Below are 22983 nucleotides of genomic sequence, written 5' to 3' on the forward strand. Positions count from 1 at the left end.
TAACGGTTAAACTAGAAGATCATGAAAAGATATATTTTACAATTACTTGCCGGGATCATGCTGTTCACACTGGCTGCTTGCTCGGATGATGATTTGGGGCCCTCCATTTTCGATACCTCCGAGAGAGATCGAACGGAAGTGGATTTGTGGCTACTGGAAAACTTCGTGAAGCCTTATAATATAGAGATCGTGTACAAGTGGGAGGATTCCCAGACCGGTCTGGGATACAACCTCACGCCGCCGGAGGAAGGGAAGGCGTGGGAGTTGGCCCGGGCGTTGAAGACCATGTGGGTGGAGCCTTACGTGGAGGAAGGGGGGAAGACGTTCTTCAACCGGATATCTCCCAAGCAAGTGGTGTTCATCGGTTCGGCCCGTTACAACGACGACGGTTCGTTCACGCAAGGGGCCTCTGATAGCGAGCACCAGATCGTTCTTTACGCCGTGAACAATTTCTCGGAGAGCGATAGCGCGAGGTTAAAGAAATACATGTCGTCCATCCACGGTGCTTTCGCCATCGTCGCCGTCCTGACGCAGGAATTCCCGAAGGAGTACGAGTCCATCTCCGGCGGGTACGTGGAGCAGTGGAAGAACGTGAAGGCCCAAGAGGCTTACGACGCCGGGTTCATCACGCCCTACGCCATGAGCGAGCCGAATATCGACGTGGCCGAGATGGTGGCCACGATGCTTTCTTGTAGCCGGGAGGAGTGGGACGCGTTGTTACAGAAACCGGCCACGGACGAGGCTAAAAAGATGCTGGAAGACAAGTTCGACATGATCCTGAATTATTACCAGGAGGTTTGGAATCTGGATCTTTATTCTTTGCAGGATAGGGCGGAGAAAGCGGTTCAGAAAGTGTTACACGGTACTAATGAATAAAACGGAAGACCTATGAGAAAATATATATATTTATGGATTACAAGCTTGCTGCTCGTGGTGGCTTGTACCGATGATGACCGGGTGTTCTCCGAGTCGTCGGACGCGAGAGGACAGGCTTACCTGGCTAATTGCAATAAAACCCTGAAAGCTTCCCCCGAGGGCTGGAAACTGGTATACTACCCGAAAGCCGGGACGTACGGGGGCTACACCTTCCTGTTCTCCTTCAAGGACGAGGGGCGCGTGGATATGCTGGCCGATATCGCCCGGCGGGCGGGGAATTATTCCTATAAATTGACGATGGAGGAGAGCGCGATTCTTTCTTTCGATTCTTACAGCCCGTTGCATATCCTGGCCGATCCCCAGTACGTGAGTCTTTCCAAGGGACTGGAGGGTGATTTCGAGTTCGTGATCCGTTCCGTGGCGGACGATTCCATAAAACTCGTCGGCAAGAAGAACCGGGTGGAAGTGGCGCTGGTTCGGGCCACGGCTGCCGATTGGGAGTCTGTCGGCAATTTACCCGCCGTGCAGGACTTGTTCACGACCGGGGCCTACGAGTTGTGGCAATTGTACGTTAACGGGGAAGAGAATGAAGGCTCGTCGATGTCCCTCGATTCCTTGTCGCACGTCTGTTCGATCACGTACAGGAGTGACGGGGATTTGATCACCGTGTCCGTGCCTTACCTGTTGACCGACAACGGGTGTCAGTTCAGCAAGCGCGTGGAAATCGAGGGTGTTTCTTTCGACGCGTTGACATTGGTCGAGGGCACGTCCGGGAATAACCGGGCTTTCGAGTCGAATGACCCGGAGCATGCCATCCGCGTCGGTGTTGTCGTGGATATCCCGTTGAACCTGACACCGGAACAAATCCCGACTTTCGAGCAAGACCCTGGCAAACGCGCGGTCGAGTTATTCCGTTCCGAGAACAAGGATAGCAAGGGAATCAGCTGGTACAAGGTCGTGGACATGAGCGATGATTTGAAAGCTTTATGGGACGAGTTGATCGCTGATCGCCCGAACTTCAGGGAGTTCATGGTGATACTGGATTATAACGATAAAAACCCGGGAGCCTTCTCGTTCCGTTGTGTCGAGGAAGGGGTGGATAAGTATTATCGTTACGGGTTCGACACGTTTGATATGCTGGATGGCTCGCTTGACCGCGTGGTGTTCAAGAATAGCAGCGGCTCGAAAGCGACGAATTCCTACAACCCGTCGCCTTGGGCTAACCGGGGGGATTACACGGGACACGCTAATGTCACTTCCATGCGTAAGAATTTCTTCTTCTCCTCCAGTGGATTCACGGTGATCCGGGATTACAAGGACACGTACTGGTTCCGGAGTATCAAGAACCCGGAACAGTGGTGGAAGTTGAAAGTGGTGAATTAAGCGTGTTTTTGACGGGTGTGATGCAGGTTTGGGGGGAGTTCTAAGATGAAAGCGAACTTCTACCCATTCCTTGCGTAAAACAATCAACATGAACAAAGTAAACATGATAAAAGTATTCGTTTTTTGGTTATTCTTTAGTTTTATTTCCGGGTTCGGGTATTGTGACGAGCCGGGGAAAACGGGGAATAAAAAGGGGCAAGCGGCCCCGGTTGACGGGCCGTACGTGTTATACGACAAGGCGGGCCGTGTGCGGGTGATCCGGGTGGACAAGAACGGCAAGCTGCGAGACAAGGTGTTGGACAAGATCCCGAAGAATTTCTCGCTGGATGTCGTTTCCCAGAAGGGGAACCACCGTTTCCGGGTGAAGCTGCACCCGATCGAGCGTCCGGCCTGGAAGACGGGACAACGGGAGAAGACACTCGTTATTTCCGACCCGCACGGCGATCTGGAGAGCTTTATTTCCGTGTTGCGCAATAACGGGGTGATCGGGAAGCGTTACGAGTGGACGTACGGCAAGAACGAGGTGATTGTCATCGGTGATATCTTTGACCGGGGGAAGGACGTGCTGCCGATCTTCTGGCTGATGTACAAGTTGGAGGAGGAAGCGCGGGAAGCCGGTGGAGCGATGGTTTTCATGCTGGGAAATCACGAGGAAATGGTGCTGCGCGGCAACTTGAAATATACCCGTGACAAGTACAAGAACCTGGCCAAGCAACTGGGCGTGGAATACACCGATTTGTGGCACGAGGACAGCGAGCTGGGGCGTTGGCTGCGGACTCGCAACCTGATCCAGATCGTGGGCGACAACCTTTTCGTGCATGCCGGGTTGAGCAACGAGTTTACCGGGTTGGGAACTCCCGTGGAAGTGGTAAACGAGGAGGTCGGCAAATCAATATTCCTCTCCAAGAAGGAGCGGCAGGCGTTATCCGCCTTGTCCGATTCCATCTATCGCGACCGGGGACCCTTCTGGTTCCGGGGCATGGTGAAGGATGATCCGAAATACCGTCCCGTCACGGCGGAGGACGTCGACCGGATTCTGGCACGGTATGGTGTCAAACGTATCTTCGTGGGCCACACGATTTTCGATGACGTGACCCCGTTTTTCGACGGTAAGGTGGTGGCCGTGAACGTGAACAACGAGAAGAACCGCCTGGCAGGCAAGGGCAGGGGTATCCTGATCGAGGGCGGGCGTTTATATTTGATTTTCGATAAAGGTGAACCCGTGAGGTTTGCCTTTGTCGAAAATCAAGTTACAAGTTACATTCGCCTTCGGCGAGTTGCAAGTTACAAGTTGCCCGCGCTCGGGTGAGAAACTTGTAACAGACGAACCTGTAACTTGCCGAAGGCGAATGTAACCTGCAACCTGTAACTATCAATAACGGCCCGGCCGTTATTGATATAAAAATCTCTTGATACTTTTCTTGGGTGTTTTCTCGAATTCCTCGTTATATATCTTGATTTTGGCGATCTGGCTGTAGGCCGGGAGAGTTTCGTTGATCTGCTTCCGGTTTTCCTCCATGATGGCGTTAATGGCCTCGTCGGAGTTCTTGTTGTCGGCGTTGATGGCCTCGAAATCGGGATAGACGAGGGCGATCAGTTTGCCTTCTTTCTCGACCACGATGGATTCGCTCACGTAAGGTAGGTTATTGAGGTGATCCTCGATTTCTTCCGGGTAGATATTCTGCCCGCTGGGGCCGAGAATCATGTTCTTGCTGCGTCCCTTGATGAAGAGGTTGCCTTCCTCGTCGATCAACCCGAGGTCTCCCGTGCGGAGCCACCCGTCGGGGGTGAACGCGGCGTGGGTGGCGGCCTCGTTCTTGTAGTAACCGCTCATGACGTTGTCGCCCTTGGCCAGTATTTCCCCGACGACGTGTGCCGGGTCGGGCGAGTCGATTTTGAGTTGCATCCGGGGAACCGGTCGCCCGCACGATCCCTTCTTGAAAGTTTCCCAGCCGGCGTACGAGAGGATCGGGCCGCATTCGGTCATGCCGTAGCCCACGGTGTACGGGAAGTCGATGGATCGCAAGAATTCTTCCACCTCCCGGTTAAGGGCCGCCCCGCCGACGATCAATTCCTTGAAGTTACCGCCGAAAGCGTCGATCACTTTCTGGCGGATGGAGTTTTTCACCTTTTTATCGAGCAACGGCAGGTTGAGCATGAGCTTGATCAGCGGTTTCTCGAGCGCCGGGAATACCTTTTTCCGGATGATTTTCTCGATGATGAGCGGTACGGAAATGATCAGGTTGGGTCTTACCGTGGCGAACGCGTCGGCGATGATTTTCGGGGACGGGGTTCTCGTCAGGAAGAACACGTGGGCCCCGCTGGCGAACTCGTAGATGAACTCGAAGGCCAGCCCGTACATGTGGGCCATGGGAAGCATGGATATCACCTGCTCGCCGGGTTGTTTGCCGAACACGCCGAACGCGAAGGCGAGGTTCGACCAGAGGCTGCGATAGGGGAGCATGACCCCTTTCGAGAAACTGGTGGTTCCCGACGTGTAGTTGATGATGGCCAGTTCTTCCGGCTTGTCACGCTCGTAGGTGACGTCTTCCGGGCGGAAACGGTCGGGGAATTTCTTCCCGAATAGCTCGTTGAGGCGTTCCCGCGCGAGCGTCAGGGCGTGACTTCGCGACACAATGAGCGAGTAGTCTTCCATGCTGACGATGGCTTCGAGCGCTTCCATGCATGCCTCGTTCAATCCTTCCCACACGACGCTACCCACGAAGAGCAGGCGTGCTTCCGAGTGATTGACGATGTTGTGTATGTTGTCGGGTTTGAACTCGTTGAGGATCGGTACCGCGACGGCCCCGTACGTGAGCGTCGCGAGGAAAGCGATTCCCCAGTTGGTGGAATTCCTGCCGCACAAGGCGATCTTGTCGCCTTTCTTGATGCCCGCGTGCTCGAACAGGATGTGTAATTTCTCGATTTTCCGGGCAACATCCTTGTAGTTGCAATTTACTCCCTGGTAGTCGGTCAATGCCGGACGATCCCAGTTTTCCTTGATACTACTCTCTATATAATGAATAAAACTTTCTTCCATTTGTCAAATTGTTTTCAAACGAACTTCAAAGTTACGAATATTTTTCGAGATAACGAAACGGGCGTGAAGCGGGTGGGTTAATCAAGAGGAAAGCCGCGTTTTCACGCGGCCTTCGTTCATGATTTTTTCAACTCTTCGAGTCTCTTTTTCTTTTCCTCTTTTTCGAGGCGGCGGAGTTCCCGTTCCTCCTCGCGTTCAGCGGCAACGCGGGCGGCGATAGCCCGGCGGCGCTCCTTTGCCTTCTGGCGGGCTTTCTCCTCGCGTTCCCTTTTTTCGATGGCGGTGCGTTCCTCGGCCTCGATCTGGGCGTCGTCTTCCTCGGTCTCGGTCGCGTGGAAGGCTTCCATTAACTCGTCGTAGACGCGGGTTTCTTCCTGCCGTGCCTCGCGGGGAGTTTTCCCGGCAGCGATAGCGTCTTCCCGTGCCTTGAACGAGGTTTCGCGGGCGGATAGCATGGCCTCGACGACCCGTTGCTTGCGGTCGATGACGGTGTCGAGCGCGGCCACCCGTTTTCTCTCTAGTTCTTCTTTTTGTAGCTCGACCAGCCGCGCTTCGAGTAGCTCGGCTTCCGTCGGGGCGGGGTAGGCGCGTGTCGACGGGGAGGAGAGTCGCTCGCGTGTCGAGTTGACGAAGACGTAGATAAAGATCGCTTCCGAGTCCCAGCCTTTGGGGAGACTGATGACGGTGGAACCCGACTCGCCCCGCGTCCTCAGCTCTTGGAGCATCACGTGTTCCTTGGTGCTCTCGAAGATGCAGGCGTACAACTGGTCGTCGGCGCTGGCCCGGCCACCGATGATCACCTCGCCCTCCTGGGTGAGCATGAAGGTGCGCGACTCGGTGTCGTACGTCGCGGTCACCGTCTCCGGGTCGAGTGTCCCGTTAGCCACTTTCATCACGAGGTAGTCGTACTCTTTCACGATTTTCCCCTTTTCGTCGCGGCGTGCCGTGCAGAGCGTCAGGGCGTTGTCCTCGACGAAGAGATTCACGGGGAGGCTCGGGCGTTTCACCTCGCGGTAGCCGAGGTCGATCACGTTTTTCAACACGCTCGACAGGTGGCCGCTGCCGCTGAATCCCTTGATGCGGATGTCGCGGTTTTCCTCGTCCACCGGGTCGACGAAGGTGGGTGTTCCCCCCTTCATGCTGACGATCACCTTTCCCTGGCCTTGGTCGGTAATCTTGTACTGGCCGAGGCTGTTGCGCATGTTCCAAAAAAGAGATGGTTGTGCTTTTGCCATAACTTTTAGTTTTAATGTTAAACAATTTTTAATATACTGGGACAACCCGTCGGTAACCGGCGACCCGCCCTCCTTCCGGTCGGGAAACTGCCGCTCCCGCCGTGTTCGATAATGCAATAGTATGACATTCGCGAGCGATAACCAAGAGAAAAACGGATTATTTTTATTTTATTTTTAGCAATGAAAACATAATTTTGCAATAACACCCGTTTTAAGTTAAAACGGTGTTTTTATTATAACATATATTCACCTATTTTAAATATCTCTACAGCCCGCGCCAGGCGTGGGCTAGAGGGGGTATTCTACTGGTATTTTACTGGTATTCTACTGGTATCTTACTGGTGTATATACAGTACTTTTTTAGTTAAATAATGATAATATACCGGTAAAAAATCACGTGTTGCCCGTGGATAGCCGGCGCGTGATTTTCGGGGTGATCGTGGAATGATTAACAACCCATATAGCTTAAATTTTGATAAAATGAAAAATGTGATGCCCGGACGATCGTTTTAGAGTGTTAGAGAGATTATTAAATGATCGTTTATTGAGTTACAAATATATTAACATTTTTGCTAATAGACAATGTTTTTGTTATGTTTTCCACTTTTAATAATCAAATGATTATAAAATTGTCGATAAATGTAATATGGAGATATCTTTTTTATCAATAAACGATCATATAGTGATACAAGAACGAGGAAAGGTAACGATATAGTCAGCGTGTGTGGTAAGTGGCTATGAACCAGTTGGGGTGGGTGTGAGTCTGCCCTGCTTGGTTCTTTTAATATCCATTTTTTTCATTCAACTGGTCAAGAATGATCGAATGAGTTAATTAATTGAATAATAACACTTAAACAAATGAAAATGAGATTTTTTTTATTATCAATGCTAGTTGTCCTGTTCGCGGGATGTGACAAAGACGATGATTCCACGACCGAACCGGAAGAAGAACCTGGAACAGTGACGTATTCGGTGACCTATTCCGTGAACAAGATCAGTGATGATTTCTTCACTTTTGGAAGTTTTATCGTGACTTATGCCGATAAGGATGGCAAAGAACAGGTCGTCGAATTGAAAAAGGCGAGTCAACTACCTTTGTCTATTACCGTGGAAGGTCTGGACGAGGATGGGAAAATTTATTTCGACCTGACTTACGGTTCTTATATTGATGTTGAATTGACCAAGGAGACGTATACTTTCGCGAGAGAAGTGTCTTACTCGGTCAAGGGGTCTAACGGGGCAACGGGTTCGGCAAGCCTTGTGAACAATTCTCTCACGGTTGGCAAGAACAAGGTCGAGGCTTACGTGAAAAAGATGGTTGATGAAGACACCACGCAGGACACCACGATCAAGGATTTGATGAAGAAGGAGTGAACGGCTCATTTTGCCGGGGAATGGTAACGGGCGTGAAAGCTAAAAGATAAAAACTAAAAGCTAAAAGATGAAAAGGACGAGAAAATTCATGATGATTTGTAGCTTGCTGGCGGTGTCGCTGCTGGCGGGATGTCACGATGACAAGGACGAGGTTACTCCCGTGGAACCGCCCCTCCCGGAAGCCGACTACACGGTGATGCTGTACGGGACGGGAGGGGGAAATCTGGACGACAGGTTAAGTTACAATCTCGACCAGGTGGCCGGTTACGGGTATACCCCGAAAGTGCGATTCACGGCTCTCGTGAAATATTCCGCTGATTACCAGGAGGACACGGCGAGACGGGGAACTCGTCTCTACACGATGCGGGAAGAAGGGATGGAGGACGAGGAGGTGCACGATGCCGGTTATCGCATGGACAATCCCGATAACCTGGCCGCTTTTATCAAGGATGCCACGGAACGGTTGCCGGCGAAGAAGTACATCCTCGTGTTGTGGGATCACGGGAGCGGTTTCTCGATCGAGGATCAACCGCTGGACTGGTCGGATTTCGAACCCCTGGGACGCTCCATGGTTTACGATGATAATTGCAAGGACGAGTACGGCTACGACGAGTGCCTGTCTATTTTCGAGCTGGAGGAAGGGTTGAAACGTTCGGGGGTGAAGCTCGACATGTTGTACTGGGATCTCTGCCTGATGAACATGATCGAGAATCTTTACCAGGTGAAGGATTACACGCGCTACGTGCTGGCCGCGGCCCACTTGACTCCCGACATGGGCGGGAATTACGCCTCGTTGATGCAGGCGTTGGAGAATCACCCGGGTATCGAGGAGGCGGCGCGGGAATACGTTCCCGCCACGATGACGTACTGGAAGAATTCGTGTGGTTTGAATAATCTTGACTTGACCTTGACGGACATGGAGAAGGTTGATGCCGTGGTCGAGAGTTTCGCCCCCGTTGCCGCGGCGATGCGGGATTGGAAACAAGCCATGGTCGACGAGCGAGACTGGTTGTGGTTTGATTACTCCCAGAAAACGGCCATGTACTTGTTCGCGGGAGGGTATACCACGATAGACATGCTGCATTACGCCAGGTATATGGCTGACAGGGGAATAGGGGATGGCATGCTATCGGCTAAAGTAACCCGCTTCGGGCAGGCCATGAAAGATATGATCGTGGTGCAGGAGTGCTTCGATTCCGACGGGAAATTGCCGGGGGACGGTATTTCTATCGGTATCCAATTCCTGAGACGGGGCATGTACGAGTATGAATACCCCGGCTTGAAACCGTACAGCATTATTTACCCGCTCACGCGTTTCGATCAAGTGACGCGGTGGAGCGAGTTCTTGAAGGTCAACGAAATGAAGAATGTCGTGGTTGACGAGGAAAGTGGTTCCGCTCACGAGGTGCCGTGGGGGACGGGTGAAAATTAAAAGATGAAGGATAAAAGTTTAGTGTGAAATGGAGTGGCCGGGGGGCGGGAGACGAACCTGTAACTTGCCGAGGGCGACTCTAGCGATTGAAAATTGAAAATGAACAGAAAATTTGGAACAAGAACAACCGCTCTCGCGGCCTTCCTCTTCCTGCTCGCGCTCGGTGCTTGCAAGGAAACGAACATTACGGAGATCATCGAGCCGGGGAACGAGGGCACGGGCAAAGACTCGCTTTATTACTCCACGAGCTGGATCGTGGAGGCGGCGGCCATGAACTACCTCGGGATCGAGGCCCCGGATCGGCTTTTCCCGTCGTACATCCTGCAAGCGAACGGGTTGCGCCGCATGTATGCCGGGAGCCCGTTCGCGCGAGAACTGATCACGGAGGATATTTTCGTCTCCTTCTTGAATCCCGGCAAGGGCACGAAAATCACCCTCACCATGGCGGGGAGCGAGATTAACGAGGAGTTGTCGAGATCAATATATATCGGTGATCAATACGGCGATACCGACACGTTGACCCTCCGGTTTCCCGTGGACTGGAAGCGGCAGGTGTTGTGTCACTGGTGCGCGGACAGGTCGGTTAACTTGCGCTGGGATATCTCGTTTGATGACCGGCCCGTGGAAACCTACAAGCGGACGTTTACCTGCTGCTCGGTCAACGCGGTAACTTACGGGTTCAAGGTTGTTCAACGGGACGGACCGGAGATGTACGCGCATTTCAAGCAGTTCGATTACGGTAATTTCCCGTGCGCGGAGAGCGGCGACACGCTGTCGATCAGCCTCGAAGACTTGATCGCCGGGTACATCGACGAGAACTCCCCGCTCATCGAACGGATGAAACGGGAGTTGATCGAGGACGGGTACACCAATTTCATCTGGGGCGCGGCCGCTTACGAGGATGAACAGGTGGTGGATGGCGTGAGAAACTTTAATTACTTGATGCTGAAACACGGGGTCACCTACGGGATTCGAAACGGGAACACCATGCAATACATGCGTGGTATCGACGAGGTGTTCGCCAACCGTAACGGTTATTGCTCGGAGCTGTCGGCGGCATTCGCTTCGTGGTGTATTAACCTCGGTATAAAAAGCCAGTTGTACAGTATTCCCGGGCACGTGTACCCGATCGTGCAGATGCTGGACGGGAGTCCCTACCCGTGGGACCCCAACCTGTTATGCTTGTATGTTGACAATTATCCCGACCTCGGTGAATTTACGGAGGAGAAAAGGGAAGCCGTGGACTGGTTGTTTGACATCGTGGCGGAAGGTTCGCGGGGAAATTACGAATGGGATCTGGAGAGCGAGGCTCATTCACCTATTGGTTTCCATACAGTTGATGTCACGATGCTACGTTATTACCTGCCCTCGTTCAACGCCAGCGAGGAATACTGGTCGACGACGCTTTCCCGCTCGACGGGGAACGAGATGAGGATCGTGGAACGCCCGCGGTGGTTCAAGCACGAGGAAAAAACGATGCGGGAACCTTCCCGGGTGGAACGAGAGGCCGCGGAAAAAGTCGGTTTTGCGAGCGATGACTACCCCCTCCGGCTCCCCGTTGCACGGGGGAATAGTTGATTACCAAATAGTTGTCGAGTTCGTGCGAGGAGGGGCTAGGGGTAGTGGTTTTATCTTGTCACCCGGAAGAAGAACGTGTATAAGTTTCAACGATCATGGGAATATTATCATCAATAACCAGCCTGCTCACGGGACAGAAGCGTATCCGGGTAAGCGGGCAGACGATTACTCGCAAGAAGGATAACACGTACGTGGCACGGACGAGCAGGAACCGGCAACCGAACAAGCGACGCGGCGAGCGACGGAAACGACGTTCGGAGAAACAACAGGCGTGTAACGAGTCGTTCCGGGGACAACGGAAGTTCTACAAGGCGTTCCGGGTCGTGGTGATGTTGCCTTATCCCGCGTGGGATTTCTTCGCGGAGTGGATGCGGCGCGTGGCCCACACGGGAGACAATTGTTTCCATGCGATCAATCACAAGTACATGAACGGCAACGAGGTGGGATGCCCGGCCCTGTTCCATTTCAGCCGGGGCGAGTTGGGGATGCCGTGGGACATGGCGGTGACCCGCGTGGGGGAGGTCGTGATGTTCACGTGGCACGACGACCGCGATTGCCCTCACGCGAGGGGCTCCGACCGCCTGCTGGTAGGCCTGCTCTACGACGAGTATCGCGATCGCCCCGTGCTGATTGATCCCCACGCTCTCCGGGGACACGGGGCCGCCAGTATCACGCTCGACCCGAAGTACGGTGCCGTCGCGCACGTCTACCTGTTCTTCGAACGGGTGGACAAGAGAGCTTACTCGGATGATCAATATTTCTTATCTTGAACTGCCACCTTTAGCCCCTCCTTGCACGGGCGGGGAAATCGCTTGGTAATTCGTGGGGAAGGCCGGAGGGGATAGTTATTATTTGTTACCGGGAACCTTTTTTCGTGTTCAACTTTCAATTCTCGATTTTCAATCGTATATTCGTGGCTGTATAGATATGTTTATGAATAGAGTACTGATCATTGATGACGAGAATCAAATAAGGGGATTGTTGTCCCGGATTATAGGTCTGGAGGGGTACGAGGTTTTGCAGGCGGATTGCTGCAAGAGCGGTTTGAAACAGGTGGTGGCACACGACCCGGACGTGGTGTTGTGCGACGTGCGGTTGCCGGACGGGAACGGGGTGGAGCTGATCGGCGAGATCAAGCGGTTGAAGCCGCTGGCGGAGGTGATCATGCTGACCGCTCACGGGAATATTCCCGACGGGGTGCGGGCGATCAAGAACGGCGCGTTCGATTATCTCACGAAAGGGGACGATAATAACCGGATTATCCCGTTGATCAGCCGGGCGATGGAGCAGGTGGCGCGGGCGAAGCGGGAATGCCAGGCCGTGCCACCGGCGGGACGGGAATATTCTTTCGACACGATACTGGGTAAATCCGGGGCGATACGGGAGGCGGTGGAGCTGGCCCGGAAGGTGTCGGTGACGGATGTTCCCGTGCTGTTGACGGGGGAGACGGGGACGGGGAAGGAGGTGTTCGCGCGGGCGATCCACCGGAACAGCGACCGGGCGAAGAAGTCTTTCGTGGCCGTGAATTGTGCGGCATTCAGCAAGGAGTTGCTGGAGAGCGAGATGTTCGGTCACGTGGCGGGGGCTTTCACGGGGGCCTTGAAGAGCAAGAAGGGATTGTTCGAGGAAGCCGATCACGGCACGATTTTCCTCGACGAGATCGGGGAGATGGCTTTTGACTTGCAGGCGAAGTTGTTGCGCGTGCTGGAATCGGGGGAGTTTATCCGGGTTGGTGACACGAAACCCGTGAAGGTTGACGCGCGGGTTATCGCGGCGACCAATCGCGACTTGACGCGGGAGATCGAGGGCGGGCGTTTCCGCGAGGATTTGTATTACCGTCTTTCCGTGTTCCGAATCCCGTTGCCCCCGTTGCGGGAGCGGGTGGAGGATATCGAGGTGTACGCCCGGGCTTTCGCGCGGCAAATCGCCATGAGGATCAAGGGGAAAGAGCTGGAGATTGATCCCGCGTGTATCGAGTGCCTGAAACGTCACGACTGGCGCGGGAACGTGCGGGAGTTGCGCAACGTGGTGGAAAGGGGTATCGTCATCGCGGACGACGATCGCCTGACGGTGGACGACCTGCCGATCGAGTTGCAACGCCCCGTTTCCGGTGGAACACGGGAGTTCTCCGATTTCGAGCTGGCCTGTATCGAGAAGAATCACATACGACGCGTGCTCCAACACACGGGCGGCAACAAGACGGAGGCGGCCCGGCTGATGCGTATCGGGTTGACGACTCTCTACCGCAAGATCGAGGAGTACGGGTTGAATGAGAAATAAACAAGTCCATAAAGTTCATAAAGTCCATAAGGTCTATAAAGTCCATAAGGTCACGGGTGTCCTTCGGACGGTGTTTATCGGCAGCGTGAGCTGCCGTAGACCAAGCGCCCCGCGGGGGGCCACGGACTTTATAGACTTTATGGACTTTATGGACCTTATAGACCTTATAGACTTTGTAGACTCTTTTCATCTTTTCTTTTTCAAACTCTTCCGGCCTTCGGTCAAATGAGCCCGAAGCGGTCTCGAACCGCCTCCCACTCGACAGACAAGGAGCAAGCTCACGATCTGTCCTCGCTTACCCGGCGGTTTACTCTATAAACAGAGTGTACTGGAAAAGTCCCATTATTTGAACTACCACCCCTGTCCCCTCCTTACACAGGCGGGGAAACCGCTTGGTAATCAACTCTCCCCCTGTGTAAGGGGGAGCCGGAGGGGGTAGTTATTTCTTGCAAAACGGACTTTTTCAGCAGCTTCATAAACAGAGGAGGAGCTGGTGATTCTTGCCGAAGGGGGAGGGAGTTTGGGATGTTTTACCGAAATGAAAGGGTTGACCCTTTCATTTCGGTAGGGTTTAGCGTGTCTTTACTTTTCATAGTTTTGTAGTTATCTGCTTGTTCGTTAGTTTGTTATGATGATGTTTCCCGTTCGTGGCATGGCTTTGGTACGGGGGAGGGCAAAGAGTAATGAATTAATAGGTAGAATTATGGAACAAGTGTTATCATTTATTTTCTTGTGTTTGACGGGCGTGGCCTGTTACTGGTTTTTCTTCAAGTGTATCGGTTGGTTTGAAAAGATTTAAAGGAGGGAAGTGATGTTTACAGTACTATTTATTGTCAGCGTGGCGATGTTCGGGTACATGATGTACGTGTTGATCAAGCCGGAGAAGTTTTAGGAAGAGGTATCAAGAAAGATTGAAAAGATGAATACAGAGATTCTAGGAAGCGTGTTGCAGGTAGTCCTGATGGTGGTATTGGCTTATCCCCTCGGGCGTTATATCGCGAAAGTGTACAAGGGGGAGCGGGTGTGGACGGATTTCATGGCTCCCGTCGAGAAATGGATGTTCAGGTTGAGCGGGATTAACCCGGCCGAGTCGATGAACTGGAAGAAGTTTCTGGTGGCGTTGCTCACCATCAACGTTTTCTGGTTTTTCTGGGGAATGTTCTTGCTGGTGGCACAAGGACACCTGCCGTTGAACCCGGACGGGAATCCGGGACAGACTCCCGACCAGGCGTTCAACACGTGTATCAGTTTTATGGTGAATTGCAATTTGCAGCATTATAGCGGGGAGTCGGGGTTGACTTATTTCACGCAGTTGTTCGTGATCATGTTGTTCCAGTTTATCACTGCCGCCACGGGTATGGCCGCGCTGGCGGGTATTTTCCGGGCCATGGCCGCGAGAACGACGAGTGATTTCGGTAATTTCTGGGCGTTGCTCGTGAAGAGTTGCACCCGTGTTCTTTTCCCGCTGGCCCTGGTGGTGGGCTTTATCCTGATCGTGGAGGGCGTGCCGATGGGGTTTGACGGGAAGATGGAGGTGACGACCCTGGAGGGAGAGACCCAGATGATCTCGCAAGGTCCCGCGGCGGCGATCGTGCCGATCAAGCAGTTGGGGACGAACGGGGGAGGGTATTTCGGGGTAAATTCTTCCCACCCGCTAGAGAACCCGACTTTCCTCACGAACATGGTGGAGTGCTGGTCGATCCTGGTTATCCCGATGGCGATGGTGTTTGCCCTGGGATTTTATTTGAAGCGGAAGAAACTGGCCTTTACCATTTTCGGCGTGATGCTGTTCGCCTATCTGGTAGGCGTGGTCGGGGCGCATTATTTCGAGATGCGGGGAAGCGACCAGATCGCCCGGATGGGTATTAGTCAGGAGTTGGGGAGCATGGAAGGGAAGGAGATACGCGTCGGTTCGGCCGGGACCGCGTTGTGGAGCCAGACGACCACGGTTACTTCCAACGGTTCGGTAAATGGCATGCACGATAGCCTGACACCGATGACGGGGATGCTCGCGATGCTGAATATGATGATTAATTGCTGGTTCGGCGGTGTCGGTGTGGGATTCATGAATTATTACGTGTTTATCATTATTGCCGTGTTTATCAGTGGTTTGATGGTGGGGCGTACACCCGAGTTCCTGGGGCGGAAGGTGGAGGCGAGGGAGATGAAGATCGCGATGATCGTGGCGTTGTCTCACCCGTTTTTTATCCTGTTGTTCACGGCGATAGCCAGTTTCCTGGTGGCACACGATCCGGAACTGGCGGCGACCTGGTTGAATAATCCCTCGTTTCACGGTTTGAGCGAGATGCTGTACGAGTACACTTCATCAGCGGCCAACAACGGTTCGGGTTTCGAGGGTTTGAGCGATAACACCTATTTCTGGAATTACACTTGCGGTATCGTGCTGATCATGGGGCGTTATCTCCCGATCGTGGGGCAGGTGGCTATCGCGGGATTGCTCGCCGGCAAGAAGTTCATCCCGGAGAGCGCGGGGACGTTGAAGACCGATACCTCGACGTTCGCGATCATGACTTTTCTCGTGATCTTTATCGTGGCGGCGTTGTCGTTTTTCCCGGTACTGACGCTGGGGCCTATCGCTGATTATTTGTCATTTTAGTTGTTGAATTGTAAATAGAATATAGATATGAAATCCAATAAATCAACTTCACTTTTCCCGCGGGAACTGGTGCTGGAGAGCTTGAAGCAGTCGTTCGTGAAGTTAGACCCCCGAATGATGGTCAGGAATCCCGTGATGTTTATCGTGGAGGTCTGCACGGCGTTGATGATCGTGGCGACCTTGTATTTCCTGTTCGCCGGGGTCACGGATCAGGGTGCGTTCGGTTATAACGTGGCTGTTTCCGTTATATTGTTTGTCACGTTGTTGTTCGCCAATTTCGCGGAGGCTATCGCGGAGGCGAGGGGGAAGGCGCAGGCCGACAGCCTGCGAAAGACGAGGGAGGAGACCCCGGCCAAGCTGGTGGAGAACGGGACGATCCGGGTGGTGAGCAGTTCCCGGTTGAAGAAAGGCGATGTTTTCGTGTGCGAGGCGGGCGACGTGATCCCTTCTGACGGGGAGATTATCGAGGGGCTGGCCTCGATCGACGAGAGCGCGATCACGGGCGAGAGTGCCCCGGTGATTCGCGAGGCGGGAGGCGACAAGAGTTCCGTGACCGGGGGAACGAGGGTGCTTTCCGACCGGGTACGGGTGATGGTTACCACGCAACCGGGCGAGAGTTTTCTTGACAAGATGATCGCGCTCGTGGAAGGGGCTTCCCGGCAGAAGACGCCGAACGAGATCGCCCTGACGATCCTGTTGGCCGGGTTCACGCTGGTTTTCGTGATCGTGTGCGCCACGCTGAAGCCTTTCGGTGATTACGTGGGAACGAATATCACCGTGGCCGCTTTTATCTCGTTGTTCGTGTGCCTGATCCCGACCACGATCGGGGGATTGCTTTCCGCTATCGGTATCGCCGGGATGGACCGGGCGTTGCGTGCCAACGTGATCACGAAATCGGGGAAGGCCGTGGAGACGGCGGGTGACGTGGACACGTTGCTGCTCGACAAGACGGGGACGATCACGATCGGTAACCGGAAGGCCACCCGTTTTTACCCGGCCGAGGGGGTCGAGGAGAAGCGTTTCGTGCGGGCCTGCATGTTGTCCTCGCTTTCCGATGACACGCCGGAGGGGAAGTCTATCGTGGAGCTGGGATGCGAGAGTAACCCGCGGGCGCGGGATATCGACGCGGCGGTGACGCGGATGATCAAGTTCACGGCGGAAACCCGTTGTTCCGGGGTCGATCTGGCTGACGGGACCCGTATCCGCAAGGGGGCGTTTGACGCGATCCGGGGGATCGCCGCGAAGGCTGGGAACGGTATCCCCGCGGAAATGGAGGAGATAATCCGCGTTATCTCCGGTAACGGGGGAACGCCGCTGGTGGTCAGCGAGAACGAGAGAATCGTGGGTGTGATCGAGTTGCAGGATATTATAAAACCGGGTATCCGGGAACGCTTCGAGCGGTTGCGAAAGATGGGCGTGAAGACGGTCATGGTGACGGGGGATAACCCGTTGACGGCGAAGTATATCGCCGGGAAAGCGGGGGTGGATGATTTTATCGCCGAGGCCAAGCCGGAGGACAAGATGGAGTACATCCGGAAGGAGCAGCAGGAGGGTAAACTGGTGGCCATGATGGGCGACGGCACGAATGACGCCCCGGCTCTGGCGCAGGCTGACGTGGGGGTTGCCATGAACAGCGGCACGCAGGCGGCCAAGGAGGCGGGGAATATGGTCGATCTGGATAATGACCCGACGAAGTTGATCGAGATCGTGGAGATCGGCAAGCAGTTGTTGATGACGCGGGGGACGCTTACCACGTTCAGTATCGCTAACGACGTGGCCAAGTATTTCGCTATCGTTCCCGCCCTGTTCATGGTGACGATACCCTCGCTGGGTGTGTTGAATATCATGGGATTGCACAGTCCGGAAAGTGCTATCCTGTCGGCGGTGATCTTCAACGCGGTCATTATCCCGTTGCTTATCCCGCTGGCCTTGAAAGGGGTGGCTTACAAGCCGATAGGGGCTTCCGCCCTCCTGCGCCGGAATATGTTGATCTACGGGTTGGGTGGGATTATCGCCCCGTTTATCGGGATCAAGTTGATCGACCTGTTAATCAGTTGTTTGTTATAAAGTTAAATAAAGTATAGTCATGAAATCTAATTTATTGAAATCATTAAGGTTGACACTGGTGTTCTGCGTGTTTTTCAGTGTCTTCTATATATTTGTACTTTGGGTGTTCGCCAAGGTGGCGGGACCGAACGGTGGTAATGCCGAGGTGGTGTTGCTGGATGGGAAGGTGGTCGGGGGCGCCAACGTGGGCCAGAAGTTCACGAAAGATATTTATTTCTGGGGACGCCCGTCCTGTGCCGGGGACGGTTACGATGCTTCCAGTTCTTGCGGTAGTAACAAGGGAACGACGAACGAGGAGTACCTGGCCGAGGTCGAGAGCCGCGTGGATACTTTCCTGGTGAAGCATCCCTACTTGAAACGGGAGGAGGTTCCCGCCGACATCGTGACAGCAAGCGGTAGCGGGCTGGATCCGGATATTTCCGTGGCCTCGGCCTACGCTCAGGTGAAACGTGTCGCCACTGCCCGCGGGCTGTCCGAGGAGAAGGTGAAAGAAATCGTCGGGATGACGCTTCAAGGGCCTTTGTGCGGGATGTTTGGTCCGGCAAAGGTGAATGTTCTGAAACTAAATCTGGCGTTGGACGAGAACGCCGATTAGTTTTATCCTTTCTCTTTCTCGTTTTTCCGGGTTCGGATGAGGACGGGGCGATTGTCGCGTAAGGTTGTGGCGAAGAGATAGATGTCCCCGCCGTCCTTTATTTTTGAACGGGAACGTAGTTCACTGACCGAAAGTTTGAAGTTGCGGGTGGTGAGGTTTGCCCGGGGAATGGCGCGGGAGATTTGTTTCAGTAGCTTGCCGGAGAATTCCAGCACTTCGTCCACTTGGAATGTTCGTCCTGGAAAGTTCTCGACGGGATTGTCGGAGGTGTAAAGGTGACTGTGTTGGTGCAATTTGCTTATTCCGTAACGACTGGTAACGAGTTTGAAGGCTCCTCCTTTGAGGAGCGAACTGTTAGGCTCGTAGAGGTATTTCCCGACCGTGTCGGTATAACGGGGAAGGGCTTCCCGTTCCTCGTCGAAGGAGAACGTGAAGTGCTGTTCTTCGTTGGTGGCGAAGTTCACGGTATGGATGTTCACGGGCTGGTCGACGGGGGTTTTGCCCAGCACGAACAGGAGTTCCTTGCATTCGTTGCGGACGGAGATCACGTGGATATCGGTGGTTTCGGGCAAAAGTAACATGACTGCGGACAGATCGGCCATGGGCGAGATTTTGATGATCAGGCGTTGGCCTTGCCGGAGTAGGGTTTCTTTTATTTCGAGCACGTTCGGGGTGTAGTCGGTGAGGGCGAATACCCGTTTGTTGTCGAGGGCCCGGCGTGCGGGGTCGATGTAGTAGGTGTCGGCGTTGACGCGGTGGGCCACGGTGGTGGCATCGGCGTTGATGACTTCGATGTTCTTCGCTCCGAGTACGCGGAAGTTGGCACGGGCGGCATCGCAGTACGCGGGGTTTTGTTCCACGTATGTCACGCAGTCTGTCACGCGGGAAAAGAAGTAGGAATCAACTCCCAAGCCTCCCGTGAGGTCGCAAAGGGAAGTGCCCGTGGCGAGTTGAGCCTTGTACCGGGCGGTCGCTTCCGAGGAACATTGCTCGGTGGAGAGCCTGGAGGGGTAGTATATTTCCCGGTAGGCGTGCCACGCGGGGAGTTTGTCCCGGATGTTTTTCCGGGCATGAATTTGTTCTACGGTCAGTACGACCCGGTCGTCCGGGTATTCGTTCTTTTTCCACGATAACTGTTCGGGATCGTCATCGAGATGTTCCTGTATGAAACGGAGTATGTCGGGATGTAACGTCATGTGGTGGTGCGTGTTTGTCGGGTTATAAATATATCTGAATGATTCTTTTTAGCTGGCTTGGGGAGATCGGTTTTACCATGTAGTCATTGCATCCGGCGTCAAAGGCTTTTTGCTTGTCGCTGTCGTAGGCGAAGGCAGAGAGGGCAATGATCTTGACATCGGGGTCTGTCTCCCGGATTCTCCGTGTCGCGGCGAGGCCGTCGAGGTCCGGCATGCGGATGTCCATGAGGATCAGGTCGGGGCGGTGTTCGCCGTGCAATCTGGTGGCTTCTTCTCCCGTGCGGGCACGGATGATGTCGTAATTATCGCGCAGGATTGTCGAGACAAGGACAAAATTACTATCCGTGTCTTCCGCTACCAGAATCTTTTTACGGGCATTATCGGGTGTCCGGGGAAGTTGCCGTGACTTGATCGTGTCGGGCTCGTTGATTTGGGGTTGCTGGTTGTAGGGGAGCGTGAACCAGAATCGTGATCCCACGCCCAAGGTTGATTCAACTCCGATGCTCCCGCCGAGTTTATTGATGATGCTTTTGCAGATGGGTAGTCCCAGCCCGGTACCCCTGGCGAAAGAATCCAGTTTGACGAAACGGTCGAAGATTTGTTTCTGGTTTTCGGGGGAGATACCGATACCCGAGTCTTGCACGTAGAATTTGAGGTGTTCCCCGGTAGTTTGATAACCCACCCGGATGTGGCCGTGGTCGGTGAACTTGATCGCGTTGTTGATGAAGTTCGACAGGACTTGGTTAATCCGGTTCCTGTCGCTGCTGATGAAGCAACGCGGGAGGTGATCCTCGAAGGTGAGGATGACGTTTTCGGATAGTTTCATGGCGTGCGCGCGGATTATTTCCTCGCACAGGGCGTTCACGTCGACTTCCGCGTAGTTCACGTCGAAGGTGCCGGCCTCGATCTTGGAGAGGTCGAGTATGTCGGAAATGAGTTGTAATAGAAGTTCGTTATTCTTCTGGATTACGGAAATGTAGAGTTCCCGGTCGGCTAGGTCGTCGGTTTCGGTCAGCAGGTTGGAGAAGCCGACGATGGCGTTGAGCGGTGTGCGTATCTCGTGGCTCATGTTCGCGAGGAAAGCGGATTTGAGGCGGTCGGACTCTTCGGCTTTCTGCTTGGCGGTGATGAGTTCTTTCTCTGTCTCTTTTAATTCGGTGATGTCGATGTTGAGCCCGATGAGTTCGATGACCCCGTTGCGCGGATTGTATTCCTTGACCTTGAAACGAACGCGCATCCAACGCCAGGAGTCCCCGAAACGGATACGGATCTGGTCGGAGAATTTTTGTTCCTCCCCGTCGATGACATCCTTGAAGAAACGGGTTAGTCGCGGGAGGTCTTCCGGGTGTACGTGTTCGTACGCCTCGGTGATATTGTGAATCGGGCGTGGGGTTTGGTTCAGGTTTTGGAACCAGACGTCCGAGCCGAAAAAGCTGTCACGTAGAGGGTTCCAGCGACAAATACCTACCTTGGAGAATTCGGCGATGTCGTTGAACAAGGTTTCGAATTCTTCGATCTTGCGGTACGCTTTCAAGGCGTCGGTGTTGTCGATGACGATGAGAAGGTAGTTCGTGATGTTATGATTCAGGTCGTAGAGGCAGGTGCCTTTCACGGTGAGGTTTCTCGTTCCCTCGTGTTTCGTGTTGTAATATGTTTTGTTTACGCTTGAGAATTTGTACGTGAGGGGGAACATGATTTCTTTCCCTTGTTGTAGTGCTTCAAGGTGCTGTACGGGAAGATTCGGGTTGTCGAACAGGTTAACTCCCAGCACGTCTTCTTTGCGCTCGAAACCGAATATCTCGGATTCGATGTCGTTCAGGTCGAGTAGAATTCCCGCGCTGTCATAGATTTCGATCCCGACGGGGATATTCTTGTATATGTTGCGTAAAGTCTCTTCGCTGCGACGGAGGGCTTCCATGGTTTTCATCTGTTCCGTGATATCGGTGAAGAGTGCGACGATTTCGTCCTGACTTTGCGGGTAGATGATGACGTGGTATTGCCGGCCTGTAACAGGTAGTGTCCGGTTACCTTCATGGGTCCTGCCTGATGACACGACTCGTTGTAGTACTCCGATTTCTTCGGGTTTGTCCATTCCGATGTCTTTGGCTGTTAGTCCGATGTATGTTCCCGGGGCGGAGCCGATGATGTTATAAAAAGCCGGGTTCGCGTCGAGGTATTTGTAATTGTTGGCCTTGCCTGTTTCATCGTAGAGGAGTTGCAGGCGGAGGTAACCGATCGGCATGTGGTCGTAGAGGCTTTTGAAATATTCTCTTTCGATTTGTGCCTTTTTCTCGGATGAGCGTAACTCGATGCAGATATTGATGATGTTGGAGATGGCCGAGAACCATTCCCTGTCGATGGTGCTCCACAAGCGAGGCTTGTCAACGATGTCAATTCCCATGTATCCCCAGATTCCCTTGGCGGATATCAGGGGAAATACCATGAGCGAAGCGATGTTTTGACGGGCGAGGACTTGTTTATCATTCTCTGAGTCCGGGGGCATCTCGTCAAGGTTGTTGAGGATGATCGGGATGTTGTTGAGTATTTGTTTACTCCACCATTGGTTGCTATTGATGTCTATACCTTGTAGCGTGTCGATCTCCGGGGTGACCCCTTCGCGGGTGGCCTCGTAGATGCAACTTTGCGTGCCTTTTTTCTTGTCGTATTCGAAGATGTAGGTCCGGTCGCCGTTAAACTGATGTAGTAGTTCTTGCAGGGTGTCCGTGATCGCTTTCCGGGTATCGGTTGTTTTCAGGAAATTCGATAGAGACTGGGATAGCGAGAATTGGCGAATTAATAATTCTTTTAAACGGGAACCTTTGTTCTGTTTGTAAAGCGTGGCGCTGGTTTCCTCGTCAAGAATTTGCGAGTAGCCGATAGCCGTGATGGTGTTGTCTGCCTGTATGATTTTGTTACCTAGCTTGGAATGTATCCATAATTCACCGTATTTGGTCCGGATCGGGAATACTTCGTCATAAAAGTTTTGGGTCCGGATATGAATGAACGTGTTTGAAACCCGCTGCCTGTGTCCCGCGTTGATGATATCCAGAAGTTCATCAACGGTCATGATGTTGCTTTTAAGATCCAGTATATCCACGATGTAGTCCGAGCAAATGATCTTGTGCGTGTTGAAGTTTACTTTCCACCAGCCGATTTTTGCCGATTTTTGGAGTTCGTTGAGGATGAACTCATGCTCTCGTAAATGTTCTAATTCACTTTTCGGAATTGAGGTGTTGCTTGTCTCAAACATAATCGTGTCTAATTTGTGGCAGGTTTGTTATCTAGGTGATGTTATTTTCGGGTAGCAAAT

Annotated in this window: 16 protein-coding genes; 12 read left to right on the forward strand and 4 right to left on the reverse strand. The window is 53.3% G+C overall.

Features of this window, described 5'->3' with window-relative positions; genetic code table 11:
• The first annotated feature begins 21 nt into the window (after nt 1–21).
• The 3 genes from DWW52_RS10065 to DWW52_RS10075 all read left to right on the forward strand — a co-directional run bounded on the left by DWW52_RS10065 (nt 22) and on the right by DWW52_RS10075 (nt 3568).
• A complete protein-coding gene (locus tag DWW52_RS10065) occupies nt 22–876 on the forward strand; it encodes a substrate import-associated zinc metallohydrolase lipoprotein (RefSeq protein ID WP_118715387.1) in 855 nt (284 codons plus the stop codon).
• 12 nt (nt 877–888) lie between these two features.
• On the forward strand, nt 889–2259 hold the full coding sequence (locus tag DWW52_RS10070) for a DUF4302 domain-containing protein (protein ID WP_118715388.1): 1371 nt from the start codon (nt 889–891) through the stop codon (nt 2257–2259).
• An 88-nt stretch (nt 2260–2347) separates the two neighbouring features.
• Nucleotides 2348–3568 carry a metallophosphoesterase gene (locus DWW52_RS10075; protein ID WP_118715389.1) on the forward strand — a complete coding sequence of 407 codons (1221 nt, stop codon included), beginning with the start codon at nt 2348–2350 and terminating at the stop codon, nt 3566–3568.
• Nucleotides 3569–3649: 81 nt separating this feature from the next.
• Here DWW52_RS10075 and DWW52_RS10080 read toward each other — a convergent pair whose 3' ends face one another.
• Both DWW52_RS10080 and DWW52_RS10085 read right to left on the reverse strand, forming a co-directional pair.
• The gene (locus DWW52_RS10080; RefSeq protein ID WP_118715390.1) at nt 3650–5299 is read right to left on the reverse strand and encodes an AMP-binding protein; all 1650 of its coding nucleotides are present in this window, start codon (nt 5297–5299) and stop codon (nt 3650–3652) included.
• A 116-nt stretch (nt 5300–5415) separates the two neighbouring features.
• Nucleotides 5416–6534 (reverse strand): hypothetical protein, encoded by a 1119-nt coding sequence (locus DWW52_RS10085; RefSeq protein ID WP_118715391.1) that lies wholly within the window; start codon nt 6532–6534, stop codon nt 5416–5418.
• 864 nt (nt 6535–7398) lie between these two features.
• Between DWW52_RS10085 and DWW52_RS10090 the strand changes: the two genes are divergently transcribed.
• From DWW52_RS10090 to DWW52_RS10135, 9 genes are all read left to right on the forward strand, one after another.
• Complete coding sequence (locus DWW52_RS10090; protein WP_148315350.1) at nt 7399–7908, forward strand: hypothetical protein; 510 nt, start codon at nt 7399–7401, stop codon at nt 7906–7908.
• Nucleotides 7909–7975: 67 nt separating this feature from the next.
• Complete coding sequence (locus DWW52_RS10095; RefSeq protein WP_118715393.1) at nt 7976–9340, forward strand: clostripain-related cysteine peptidase; 1365 nt, start codon at nt 7976–7978, stop codon at nt 9338–9340.
• 99 nt (nt 9341–9439) lie between these two features.
• Complete coding sequence (locus DWW52_RS10100; RefSeq protein WP_118715394.1) at nt 9440–10918, forward strand: hypothetical protein; 1479 nt, start codon at nt 9440–9442, stop codon at nt 10916–10918.
• A 95-nt stretch (nt 10919–11013) separates the two neighbouring features.
• On the forward strand, nt 11014–11688 hold the full coding sequence (locus tag DWW52_RS10105; protein WP_118715395.1) for a hypothetical protein: 675 nt from the start codon (nt 11014–11016) through the stop codon (nt 11686–11688).
• 163 nt (nt 11689–11851) lie between these two features.
• On the forward strand, nt 11852–13198 hold the full coding sequence (locus DWW52_RS10110) for a sigma-54 dependent transcriptional regulator (RefSeq protein WP_118715657.1): 1347 nt from the start codon (nt 11852–11854) through the stop codon (nt 13196–13198).
• An 844-nt stretch (nt 13199–14042) separates the two neighbouring features.
• Nucleotides 14043–14090 (forward strand): potassium-transporting ATPase subunit F, encoded by a 48-nt coding sequence (locus tag DWW52_RS21380; protein WP_229031778.1) that lies wholly within the window; start codon nt 14043–14045, stop codon nt 14088–14090.
• A gap of 27 nt (nt 14091–14117) precedes the next feature.
• On the forward strand, nt 14118–15815 hold the full coding sequence (gene kdpA, locus DWW52_RS10125; protein ID WP_118715398.1) for a potassium-transporting ATPase subunit KdpA: 1698 nt from the start codon (nt 14118–14120) through the stop codon (nt 15813–15815).
• A gap of 27 nt (nt 15816–15842) precedes the next feature.
• On the forward strand, nt 15843–17882 hold the full coding sequence (gene kdpB / locus DWW52_RS10130; RefSeq protein WP_118715399.1) for a potassium-transporting ATPase subunit KdpB: 2040 nt from the start codon (nt 15843–15845) through the stop codon (nt 17880–17882).
• 19 nt (nt 17883–17901) lie between these two features.
• Entirely contained in the window at nt 17902–18477 is a 576-nt protein-coding gene (locus tag DWW52_RS10135) for a K(+)-transporting ATPase subunit C (protein WP_118715400.1), read from the forward strand.
• Between the two features lie 2 nt (nt 18478–18479).
• Here the strand turns inward: DWW52_RS10135 and DWW52_RS10140 are convergent, their stop codons facing one another.
• Both DWW52_RS10140 and DWW52_RS10145 read right to left on the reverse strand, forming a co-directional pair.
• Nucleotides 18480–19673 (reverse strand): class I SAM-dependent methyltransferase, encoded by a 1194-nt coding sequence (locus DWW52_RS10140; protein ID WP_118715401.1) that lies wholly within the window; start codon nt 19671–19673, stop codon nt 18480–18482.
• A 22-nt stretch (nt 19674–19695) separates the two neighbouring features.
• Nucleotides 19696–22923 carry an ATP-binding protein gene (locus tag DWW52_RS10145; RefSeq protein WP_118715402.1) on the reverse strand — a complete coding sequence of 1076 codons (3228 nt, stop codon included), beginning with the start codon at nt 22921–22923 and terminating at the stop codon, nt 19696–19698.
• Nucleotides 22924–22983 lie beyond the last annotated feature (60 nt).

The organism is Odoribacter sp. AF15-53 (genome assembly GCF_003479425.1).
In the GTDB taxonomy this organism is placed as follows: Bacteria; Bacteroidota; Bacteroidia; order Bacteroidales; family Marinifilaceae; genus Butyricimonas.

Bases quoted from the DNA above. Each gene is read 5' to 3' on its own strand.
- DWW52_RS10065 (WP_118715387.1), top strand. From the start codon at position 22: ATGAAAAGATATATTTTACAATTACTTGCCGGGATCATGCTGTTCACA.
- DWW52_RS10070 (WP_118715388.1), top strand. From the start codon at position 889: ATGAGAAAATATATATATTTATGGATTACAAGCTTGCTGCTCGTGGTG.
- DWW52_RS10075 (WP_118715389.1), top strand. From the start codon at position 2,348: ATGAACAAAGTAAACATGATAAAAGTATTCGTTTTTTGGTTATTCTTT.
- DWW52_RS10080 (WP_118715390.1), bottom strand. From the start codon at position 5,299: ATGGAAGAAAGTTTTATTCATTATATAGAGAGTAGTATCAAGGAAAAC.
- DWW52_RS10085 (WP_118715391.1), bottom strand. From the start codon at position 6,534: ATGGCAAAAGCACAACCATCTCTTTTTTGGAACATGCGCAACAGCCTC.
- DWW52_RS10090 (WP_148315350.1), top strand. From the start codon at position 7,399: ATGAGATTTTTTTTATTATCAATGCTAGTTGTCCTGTTCGCGGGATGT.
- DWW52_RS10095 (WP_118715393.1), top strand. From the start codon at position 7,976: ATGAAAAGGACGAGAAAATTCATGATGATTTGTAGCTTGCTGGCGGTG.
- DWW52_RS10100 (WP_118715394.1), top strand. From the start codon at position 9,440: ATGAACAGAAAATTTGGAACAAGAACAACCGCTCTCGCGGCCTTCCTC.
- DWW52_RS10105 (WP_118715395.1), top strand. From the start codon at position 11,014: ATGGGAATATTATCATCAATAACCAGCCTGCTCACGGGACAGAAGCGT.
- DWW52_RS10110 (WP_118715657.1), top strand. From the start codon at position 11,852: ATGAATAGAGTACTGATCATTGATGACGAGAATCAAATAAGGGGATTG.
- kdpA (WP_118715398.1), top strand. From the start codon at position 14,118: ATGAATACAGAGATTCTAGGAAGCGTGTTGCAGGTAGTCCTGATGGTG.
- kdpB (WP_118715399.1), top strand. From the start codon at position 15,843: ATGAAATCCAATAAATCAACTTCACTTTTCCCGCGGGAACTGGTGCTG.
- DWW52_RS10135 (WP_118715400.1), top strand. From the start codon at position 17,902: ATGAAATCTAATTTATTGAAATCATTAAGGTTGACACTGGTGTTCTGC.
- DWW52_RS10140 (WP_118715401.1), bottom strand. From the start codon at position 19,673: ATGACGTTACATCCCGACATACTCCGTTTCATACAGGAACATCTCGAT.
- DWW52_RS10145 (WP_118715402.1), bottom strand. From the start codon at position 22,923: ATGTTTGAGACAAGCAACACCTCAATTCCGAAAAGTGAATTAGAACAT.